The sequence below is a fragment of the Aeromicrobium sp. genome, assembly GCF_014378035.1.
GTDB lineage: Bacteria > Actinomycetota > Actinomycetes > Propionibacteriales > Nocardioidaceae > Aeromicrobium.
In genome coordinates, this window is record NZ_JACMOM010000217.1 from 1 (window position 1) to 8,434 (window position 8,434).

At 66.6% G+C, this 8,434-nt stretch carries 12 protein-coding genes; 4 read left to right on the plus strand and 8 right to left on the minus strand.

The window, feature by feature from the left end; all coding sequences use genetic code 11:
* From H7290_RS11245 to H7290_RS11255, 3 genes are all read right to left on the minus strand, one after another.
* The coding region (locus tag H7290_RS11245) for an aconitase family protein (protein WP_290514107.1) at positions 1-652 on the minus strand (652 nt) is incomplete at its 3' end.
* Positions 653-865: 213 nt separating this feature from the next.
* Entirely contained in the window at positions 866-1,156 is a 291-nt protein-coding gene (locus H7290_RS11250) for a UPF0158 family protein (RefSeq protein ID WP_290514108.1), read from the minus strand.
* A gap of 12 nt (positions 1,157-1,168) precedes the next feature.
* On the minus strand, positions 1,169-1,369 hold the full coding sequence (locus H7290_RS11255) for a hypothetical protein (protein ID WP_290514109.1): 201 nt from the start codon (positions 1,367-1,369) through the stop codon (positions 1,169-1,171).
* 19 nt (positions 1,370-1,388) lie between these two features.
* Between H7290_RS11255 and H7290_RS11260 the strand changes: the two genes are divergently transcribed.
* The 3 genes from H7290_RS11260 (at position 1,389) to H7290_RS11270 (ending at position 3,063) form a co-directional block, all read left to right on the plus strand.
* On the plus strand, positions 1,389-1,670 hold the full coding sequence (locus H7290_RS11260; protein ID WP_290514110.1) for a hypothetical protein: 282 nt from the start codon (positions 1,389-1,391) through the stop codon (positions 1,668-1,670).
* A gap of 221 nt (positions 1,671-1,891) precedes the next feature.
* Complete coding sequence (locus H7290_RS11265) at positions 1,892-2,182, plus strand: transposase (protein WP_290514111.1); 291 nt, start codon at positions 1,892-1,894, stop codon at positions 2,180-2,182.
* A complete protein-coding gene (locus H7290_RS11270; protein ID WP_290514112.1) occupies positions 2,179-3,063 on the plus strand; it encodes an IS3 family transposase in 885 nt (294 codons plus the stop codon). The genes H7290_RS11265 and H7290_RS11270 overlap by 4 nt, the downstream gene beginning before the upstream one ends.
* An 11-nt stretch (positions 3,064-3,074) precedes the next feature.
* Here the strand turns inward: H7290_RS11270 and H7290_RS11275 are convergent, their stop codons facing one another.
* Positions 3,075-3,260 (minus strand): hypothetical protein, encoded by a 186-nt coding sequence (locus tag H7290_RS11275; RefSeq protein ID WP_290514113.1) that lies wholly within the window; start codon positions 3,258-3,260, stop codon positions 3,075-3,077.
* Positions 3,261-3,524: 264 nt separating this feature from the next.
* Positions 3,525-3,770 (minus strand): hypothetical protein, encoded by a 246-nt coding sequence (locus H7290_RS11280; protein ID WP_290514114.1) that lies wholly within the window; start codon positions 3,768-3,770, stop codon positions 3,525-3,527.
* Positions 3,771-4,133: 363 nt separating this feature from the next.
* Here H7290_RS11280 and H7290_RS11285 point away from each other — a divergent pair, with 363 nt between their 5' ends.
* A complete protein-coding gene (locus H7290_RS11285) occupies positions 4,134-4,808 on the plus strand; it encodes an SDR family NAD(P)-dependent oxidoreductase (protein ID WP_290514115.1) in 675 nt (224 codons plus the stop codon).
* Positions 4,809-5,011: 203 nt separating this feature from the next.
* Here the strand turns inward: H7290_RS11285 and H7290_RS11290 are convergent, their stop codons facing one another.
* The 3 genes from H7290_RS11290 to H7290_RS11300 all read right to left on the minus strand — a co-directional run.
* Positions 5,012-6,424: an IS1380 family transposase gene (locus tag H7290_RS11290; RefSeq protein WP_290514116.1), complete on the minus strand. Its 1,413-nt coding sequence runs from the start codon at positions 6,422-6,424 to the stop codon at positions 5,012-5,014.
* A 204-nt stretch (positions 6,425-6,628) separates the two neighbouring features.
* Positions 6,629-7,630, minus strand: a complete 1,002-nt coding sequence (locus H7290_RS11295) for a 4-hydroxy-3-methylbut-2-enyl diphosphate reductase (protein ID WP_290514117.1) — start codon at positions 7,628-7,630, stop codon at positions 6,629-6,631.
* A 60-nt stretch (positions 7,631-7,690) separates the two neighbouring features.
* A partial coding sequence (locus H7290_RS11300; protein WP_366927626.1) for a hypothetical protein occupies positions 7,691-8,434 on the minus strand: 744 nt, incomplete at its 5' end.

The following is an 8,434-nucleotide window of genomic DNA, read 5'->3' on the forward strand; positions in this document are numbered from 1 at the left end:
CCAGTTCGGCGCCCATATTGGCGATCACGTGCCGATCCATCGCGGTCAGGGTGGCGAGGCCGGGGCCGTAGTACTCGACGATCCGGTTGACGCCGCCCTTGACGCCGTGCCGGGGCAGCATTTCGAGGATGACGTCCTTGGCGCTGGTCCACTGCGGCAGCTGTCCGGTGAGCTTCACGCCCCAGATTTCGGGCATCCTGATGTACAAGGGCTCGCCGGCTATGGCCAGGGCCACCTCGGTACCGCCGACGCCGATGGCCAGCATCCCCAGCGAGCCGGCGGCTGGGGTGTGACTGTCGGAGCCAACCATCGTCTTGCCGGGGATGCCGAACCGCTGCATGTGCGTGGGGTGCGACACCCCGTTCCCGGCCTTCGAGAACCACAGGCCGAACCGCTGGCAGGCGGAGCGGAGAAAGTCGTGGTCCTCCGCGTTCTTGCTGTCGGCCTGCAACAGGTTGTGGTCGATGTACTGCACGGAAACCTCCGTGCGTGCGCGATCCAGTCCCAGCGCCTCCAGCTCGAGCATGACCAGGGTGCCGGTCGCGTCCTGGGTGAGGGTCTGGTCGATGTGGAGACCGATTTCGGTCCCCGGCACCATCTCCCCGGAGACCAGGTGCGACGCGATGATTTTCTGGGCGACGTTGTATGCCACGGTGAGCTTCCTTACTCGATAACGGTGCCCGCCGACATTCGTCGGTAATTCCGATGATCCCAAAGGTAGGCCACTCGTCCAGCTGGGGCTAGCCTCGGAAACTTCGTGCTGGGCGCCGACAGATGGGGCTTGTCAACTGTCGCTCAGCATCGATCGCGACCGCGACTGGATGGCGCCGTGTTGCATCGCGGGTCGCCAGGATGCACTCCGTCGTCACGACCTGGACTGGTGTGGCGCGGGGCCGTATCCCTCCGCAGCTAGCCAGGCTCGAGCCCGACCGCGTTGGCGGTCCTCACTGAAGGCGTGCCACCGGTCGAGCAGGTCGGGCCAGGTCGGCAGCTGGTCCTTGAACCGACGGAACGCACCTCGTCCGGTGAGCGTGACGATCGTTCCCGCGAACTTCGACGGCGGACGCATCGAGTCGTTGGTTCCGATCGCCCGCAGCACCTCATCGAGGTCGTACAGCAGTCGGCTGCTGCCGGGCGCGGTGTAGCCAGTTGGCACTGAGGATGTCGGTCACAGACCGATCATCGCCCACCACGCGAGCGAGAAGGGCGCTTCGGTGCGGGTGACCTCGGCCCGTCTCGTCGCACTCCAGGTTGAGCCAGCAACCCCGTTGAGTTCCGTGGCCAACGCGACAAGGATGGTGGTTCGCCAGGTGCGTCGGGCGTCGACGCGGAGCGGAAGGTCGAGATCGATGAACCTGAACTCGAGCACACGCGGTCGTACTCGCCCGGTGCGGCGCGTACTTGCAGCAGTCGCGCTCGGTGCAGCCACCCTGATGGCCACCGGTGCATTCGCCGGGACGGCCTCGGCCGAGACCGCCCGGATCAGCCAGGGAGACGCTGAGACCGCGCTTCGCTCCTTCACCACCGGAGGTTGGGCCGTGCGCCTCCACTCCAAGCAGGACTTCCCGTTCGCGTTCGGTGACGGGACCGGTCCTGCCGTCGTCTCCAGCGCCCTCATTCGGCCCCTCCCGTTCGGCCCGTGGAATGGCGGGCATTTTTGGCTCTCCTGACCGATCCGTGGGTGGTTCTGGGAGATGCTGAGGTGCGAACACGCCGTTCCCGCTTAGGTTCTGAGCTGTCGAAGGACCAGAACCAGGTGAAGCGGAGAACGGCGTGCGTGATGTCAGCCTATGGCGAGTGTTGTTGGGCGTCGAGAAGACGGTGGAACGTACCCACTTTGGTGGACACGGGACGAAGTTAGCGAGTTCCCGAACAATTAGGGAATCGTATTATGGGATCGACCCGTCGAGCTTTCACCACCGAGTATAAGGCCAGTGCAGTAGAATTGGTCATCAATGATGGTCGGACTATCGTTGATGCCGCACGCGGTATCGGCGTCCACGAGATGACCTTGAGCAGATGGGTGAAGAAGGCGAAAGACGCCGGCGAAGTACACGATCCTGCTCTCAGTGACGACGAACGGGCAGAACTAGAACTCTTGCGTGCGGAAAACAAACGACTTCGGATGGAGGTCGAATTTGCAAAAAAAGTAGCTACCTGGTTTGCGAAAGACCCGCGGTGATCTTCGCCGCAATCGCAGACTGGGTCGACACTGACTCCTACCCGGTGACCTTCATGTGTGACCAGCTCGGCGTCTCGACGTCCGGGTACTACAGGTGGCGCGGCCACGAACCATCGGCGCACGAGCGCGAAGACACGCTCCTGACGGGCCTGATCAGGGCGTTCTTCGTCCGGTTGCGCGGCAACCCGGGCGTGCGACGCATGCACGCCGAGCTCGTCGTCGCCGGCCACCGGATCTCCCGCAAACGTGTCTGGCGCCTGATGCAGGCCGCTGGCCTGCAAGGACGCCATCCTCGCGCGTGGAAGAAGACCACCACCCCGGGCGATCACCCGGTCTCGGCTCCGGACCGGATCGGTCGGTCCTTCACCGCGGAGCACGTCAATGAGCGCTGGTGCGGCGACATTACGTACATCAAGACGTGGGACGGGTGGGCGTACGTCGCCACCGTGATCGACCTGCACTCGCGGGCACTGGTCGGCTGGGCCGCTGCCGATCACATGCGGACCTCGCTGATCACCGACGCCCTCGACATGGCCATCATCCACCGGCGCCCACCCAAGGGCGTCATATTCCACAGCGACCGCGGCACACAATATACCTCCCACGAGTTCGACAAATACTGTCGAGACCACAACATTCGCCGATCCCTGGGCAAGACCGGAATCTGTTATGACAACGCCGTATCGGAATCTTTCTTCGCAACATACAAGAAAGAACTCATCCACACCCGGCCCTGGCCAAACCTCAAAATCCTGATCAAGGAAACGTTCAGTTGGGTGGAGGAGTACTACAACCGCACCAGACGCCACTCAACGCTCGGATACTTGACACCTCAAGAATACGAGTTAGGCTATAGGAACATCACCGAACTCGCCGCCTAAAAGCGTGTCCACTAAATCGGGAACATTCCACCCATCCACGTTCCCAGATCGGCGTAGTTCTGCGGTGCCAAAGCAACGACGGTGACGTTGATTGCGGCACCTGCGAGAAACACGACGCCACCCGTCTGCGCGACCCGCCTCGCCCATCGCGGCTCAACAGCAACGGACACACCATCCCGCTCGCGCGTGGTGAACATCGCGGAATCCTTCCCCCTGCTGCCCGATGTGTTGATCGAATCACCACCACGCGCCACGCGCGTGGGACCAGTGGCACCCGCCACCTCTCACTTCGGCGGGCAGGTCAACTTCGCGCGATCACGATCACCCTGGACCGACCCGAGAGCCCACGAACCGCCCGCGCCACCATGCTCACCGAGAGGCCCAACGTCCTTCTCGCGGCGACCGTCAGGCCCTACTCGCGCAGGACCTGGCAGATCGCGTCGACCCTGCGGGTTCGGCTCTCATAGCGTCGCTGAATCCATGATCAGCCGTTGCGGGAGTCGAGCTCTCCCGCGAATCGAGGCTGCTCGCAGGATCGCGTTCGCCTCCCCCCACGGGTCATGCAACCAGACTGCGTCCATCCCGTCGTCGAACTCGTCGTGGTCGACGTACCCGGCAGCGGTCTTCCAGAACGCAGCCATTAGGTGGGGGTTCGTGCAGTCCAAGGTGAGGTCGATACGGGTCTGCATCGACCAGACATAGGGCATTGCGACGACAACCGTGCCCTGTGCCGCCGGCGAACACCGCCGCCGGGGCCAGCAGCTCGTGCAACCGCTGGCCGCATCGACCACCGCCTAGTTGGTGCCAAGCGGTGTTGGCGAGAGAGCGCGTAACGGTCATGAAGCGATGGCGCCGCCGCAGATCAGCAAGAAAGGGCAGGCGGGCGTTTTGGTGTCCGATTCTCGGCCGAAATGGGCCAAAACGTCACAGTCTTCACCTCCTGGACCTCGAGTTCACGAGCCGGACCCAGGTGCGGGCGTGGGCGGCAAGCACGACCGCGACCAGCGCGGAATGCTCCACGAGGGGCTGCAACTATGGTCGATCAGTCACACACTTCGGGAGGGACGGCTATGCCTACCATTGCGATCATCGGTGCTGGACCAGGCCTCGGAGCCGCGGTCGCACGCAGGTTCGGTGCCGAGGGCTTCTCGATCGCGCTCATCTCGCGCGATCAGGCGAAGCTTGATGAATTGGCGGCCCAAATCCAGGACGGTGGTCTGGTTGCGCGCGGCTACGCGGCGGATGTCCTGAACCCCGCCTCCCTCAAGCTCGCCCTCGCGCGTGCCGTGGCCGAGCTCGGGCCGATCGCGGTGCTGCAGTACAGCCCGTTGCCTTCCAGGGAGTACCTGAAGCCGGTGCTCGAGATGACGCCCGAGCTGGCGCTGGAGGCACTGCGGTTCTCGGCATTGGGGCTCATCCACGCCGTTCGATCAGTGCTGCCGGCGATGCGGACGGCGGGCAACGGCAGCATCATCCTCATCAACGGCGGAACGTCAGTGAAGGCGCGAAGCGACTTCGCGGGCACCTCGATCGCATTCCCCGCCGAGAGTGCGTATGGCGAAATGCTCCACGACGCACTGGAGGGTGACGGCATCCGCGTTATCCAGCTCGTGATCCCGGGAGGCATCCCGAAGCTTGGGCTCGAGCACGGTCTCGACGACGTGGCCGCGCGCATCTGGGAACTCCATGGCTCCCGGGGCCCATTCCGGACGATGCTCATCCCGCTGGAAGAAGGCCGAGAGTAAGGCGAAAAAGCCGCCCTGCGGCGGTCAAAGAGCTAGCCTCGATCTTTCGTCGGGCGGCTGACCTTGGTCGCGCTGGCTGCCTGGGCGTCTCGTGGGCGTGATTGTGTCATCTGGGTCTGACAAGGACCCGAGTGTCGTCTCGGGTGGGCGCCGGTTCCAGGGTGCGGGGGTCGTGCGGGGGTTGTCGGGACGGGACGCGGGGGTCAGCCGGGGGCGGCGGCCAGGGTGCGAAGTCTTGTAATTCCTTGGTGGGCGAGTGTGGCCCAGGGTGCTTTGGTGGCGAGGTGGAGCAGGACTCGCCGTCCGGTCCGGGCCAGGGTCGCTGGCACGGTGAACAGGCGTAGCCGGAGTCGTTTGGGTTCCCAGCGGCGTGCGGGGTGCCCATGCAGGGCGAGCATCTGCATCCACGCGGTGATCTCCACGGCGAGGGCGACGATCGCGCACCAGATCTCGTTCTGGGCGAAGTCGAACAGCGGGAACGCCCGCAGCCCGGTGTCCTTGGAGATCCGGATCCGGTCTTCGCAGCGGGCCCGGCGGCGGTGGCGCAACTCGAGGTCGGGCAGCTGGGTGCCCGACCCGCCGGCGGGGGTGTTGGTCGCGAACGCGGTGATCCGGTGCCCGTCGACATCGGTGACGGTCAGCTGCGCCCCGGGGTGGGGCCGTTCCTTGCGGACGATCACGCGCATCCCCTTGGGCCAGCCCGTCAGGTGCAGCAGGTCGGTGAGCTCGGCAACCCAGGCCCCGTCGCGGAGCTCGTCGTGCGCGTCGTAGGCCGGTGTCCACACGTCCTCGGGGATGAGTTCGAGCAGGTCAGGGGTGTGCGCGGGCAGGGAGTACCCGACCGAGTACGACAACCGCTGCCCGGTGAGCCAGTCCAGGACGGCGTGGGTCGCCCCGCCGCCGTCGATCCGGATCAGCACCTTGCGTCCGGGGCGGGTCCCGGGGGTGTGGCCCGGGAACTGGGCCAGGGCGGCTTTGATGACCACGAGGTGGTCGGCGGCGGTGTTCGACCCGGCGTTGCCCGGGCGCAGCAGCATCGCGAGTGGCTCACCGGTGCCGTCGGGGCCGTGGTCGACGAACGCGCACAACGGATGGAACCCGAAGCCGCGCTTATAGGTCGGCTTGGCGTTCTCCTTCTCCGAGTGCGACGCGACGAGGGTGGCGTCCAGGTCCACGATCAGCGGGTTCCTCGCGTGCGTGCCGTGATCGGGTGCGTCGGTCCCGGCCAGGGCCCACGCACGGGCCCGCGCGGTGGCGCGGGCGGTGTTGATCGCCTTCAACGCGGCCGGCGCGTCCGCGGCGAGGGCGTCGATCGTGCGGGACACCGTCGCATCCGAGGCCACCAGCCCGTAGACCCCCGGCTCCCCGCGCAGCAGGGCGATGTCCGCCAAACAGTCCCCACCCAGGGCCAGGGTCACCGCGAGGTCGGCGATGACCTTCGCCGGGTCGTGGACCGCCAACGGCTTGAACCACCGGGCCAACTCCCTCGACAGTTCCCGCCCGAGACCGGTCGCGGCGACCGTCTCGGTCAGCAGCACCCCATCGGCCTGGGCGACGGCCCCTGACGTGGTCGTGTCGACGCTCAACCGCGGATAGAACCCGGTAGTCTGCTTCACCTGGAGAGTGCTCCTCGAATTGGTCTGACATGGTCCTCAACAACCCATATCATCCCAGTTCAGGGGCACTTTTCAGTTCACCAACACGGACCTACACCAGCCCGGCATGAAAGCGCGAGGCTAGGGCGCGCACGGCCACGCGGATGGACCAGAGCTGGCAGGCGCGAGGGTCAGACCGGCTTGACGGCGATGCTGGCGCCCGCATCAGCGCGCGGCGCGGCGCTGGCGTTCGAGGGAAGTCCCAGCCGCGTTCAGGTCGGTCCGCAGCTCGAGCGGGAGCGAGAAGATCATCTCCTCGGTGGCGGTGCGCACCTCCTCGACATCGGCGAACCCGAGGCGCGCGAGGAGCTCGAGCACGTCCCGGACCAGGATCTCCGGCACGGAGGCCCCCGACGTCACCCCGACCGTGCTCGCACCCTCGAGCCAGGCGGGGTCCAGCTCGGCAGCGGTCTCGACCCGGTAGGAGGCGCGCGCACCGGCGTCGAGAGCCACCTCGACGAGGCGAACCGAGTTCGAGGAGTTAGCCGACCCGACCGTGATCACGACGTCGCACTCGGGGGCGAGCTTCTTCACCGCGACCTGGCGGTTCTGGGTCGCGTAGCAGATGTCGTCGCTCGGCGGGTCCTGCAGTGACGGGAAGCGCTCGCGCAGCCGGCGGACCGTCTCCATCGTCTCGTCGACCGAGAGCGTCGTCTGGGAGATCCAGATCAGCTTGTCCGGGTCGCGCACGGTGATCGTGTCTGCCTCGTCGGGGGAGTTGACGACCTGAATGTGGTCGGGGGCCTCACCGAGGGTGCCCTCGACCTCCTCGTGGCCGTGGTGGCCGATGAGCAGGATCTCGTACTCTTCCGCTGCGAACCGGACGGCCTCCTTGTGCACCTTGGTCACCAGGGGGCAGGTCGCGTCGATGGTCTGCAGCGAGCGGGCGGCCGCGGCGGCGTGCACCGCCGGGGAGACGCCGTGGGCCGAGAACACGAGGCGCGCACCCTCGGGCACCTCGTCGGTGTCGTCGACGAAGATCGCGCCGCGCGCGGCCAGGGTCGCGACCACGAACTTGTTGTGCACGATCTCCTTGCGCACGTACACCGGCGCGCCATAGTGCTCAAGGGCCTTCTCGACGGCGATCACGGCCCGGTCCACCCCCGCGCAGTACCCACGCGGGGCCGCAAGGAGAACTTTCTTGCGCTGCTCAGCCACCTTGGTCATGCTATCGGGCGCCCCGGCTTCGTCATCGGCAGAACCCATTCGATGGCCCGCTCGCCGTACTCATCTCACCGCCAGCTGCCGCAGCAGCTTGTCCATCGATACCATCGCGCCGCCCAGCACCGCCGGGATCCCGCCGCCAGGGTGCACCGAAGCGCCCACCCGCCAGAGCCATGGCCGACGCCGGTCGTGGTAGGAGGGGCGGTGCAGCGGTCCGCTCTGCCACAGCGGGCGGGTCGCCCCGTAGAGCGCACCGCCGGCGGCGCCGCTGGCGGCGAAGTATCGCGGGTCGAACACCTTGCAGGCCCGGAACCACTCCGTCATCGGGTCCGAGATCCCTATGGCTCGGCTGATCCGCCCGATCTCTCGTTCGATGAATGGGTCGTCGAGGTCGTACCCGCGCCCGTCGGCCGGGGCGGTGAGCAGAAGCGCCACGGTCGGGCGCTCGTTCGGGTACACCTCATTGGGGCGGAAGTAGTTCACGAACGCCATCGTCTGTTCTGGTACCGCCCCCATCGCGAGGCTGCGGTGCAGGGCGGCAGGGTCGTCCGGCATGACCACGGAATGCGTCGCCGTCGGGGCCGGAAGATTCCTCTCGAGCACGGCATAGATAGCCACCCCCGAGCACGTCAATGCTCGGCGCGAGGGTGGCTGCGCGTCCGGAAGGAGGTCCTCGAGCACCTGGGCGTCCAGCCCGCTCACTACGACGTCGGCCCTGTACTCGGCCGAGACGGTCCGCACTGCGCCCTCGGTGACGGAGATCACCCGCTCGCCCGTGCGCACCTCCGCGCCCGCATGGCGGGCGGG

Bases quoted from the DNA above. Each gene is read 5' to 3' on its own strand.
- H7290_RS11295 (WP_290514117.1), bottom strand. From the start codon at position 7,630: ATGACCAAGGTGGCTGAGCAGCGCAAGAAAGTTCTCCTTGCGGCCCCG.
- H7290_RS11285 (WP_290514115.1), top strand. From the start codon at position 4,134: ATGCCTACCATTGCGATCATCGGTGCTGGACCAGGCCTCGGAGCCGCG.
- H7290_RS11265 (WP_290514111.1), top strand. From the start codon at position 1,892: ATGGGATCGACCCGTCGAGCTTTCACCACCGAGTATAAGGCCAGTGCA.
- H7290_RS11280 (WP_290514114.1), bottom strand. From the start codon at position 3,770: ATGCCCTATGTCTGGTCGATGCAGACCCGTATCGACCTCACCTTGGAC.
- H7290_RS11275 (WP_290514113.1), bottom strand. From the start codon at position 3,260: ATGTTCACCACGCGCGAGCGGGATGGTGTGTCCGTTGCTGTTGAGCCG.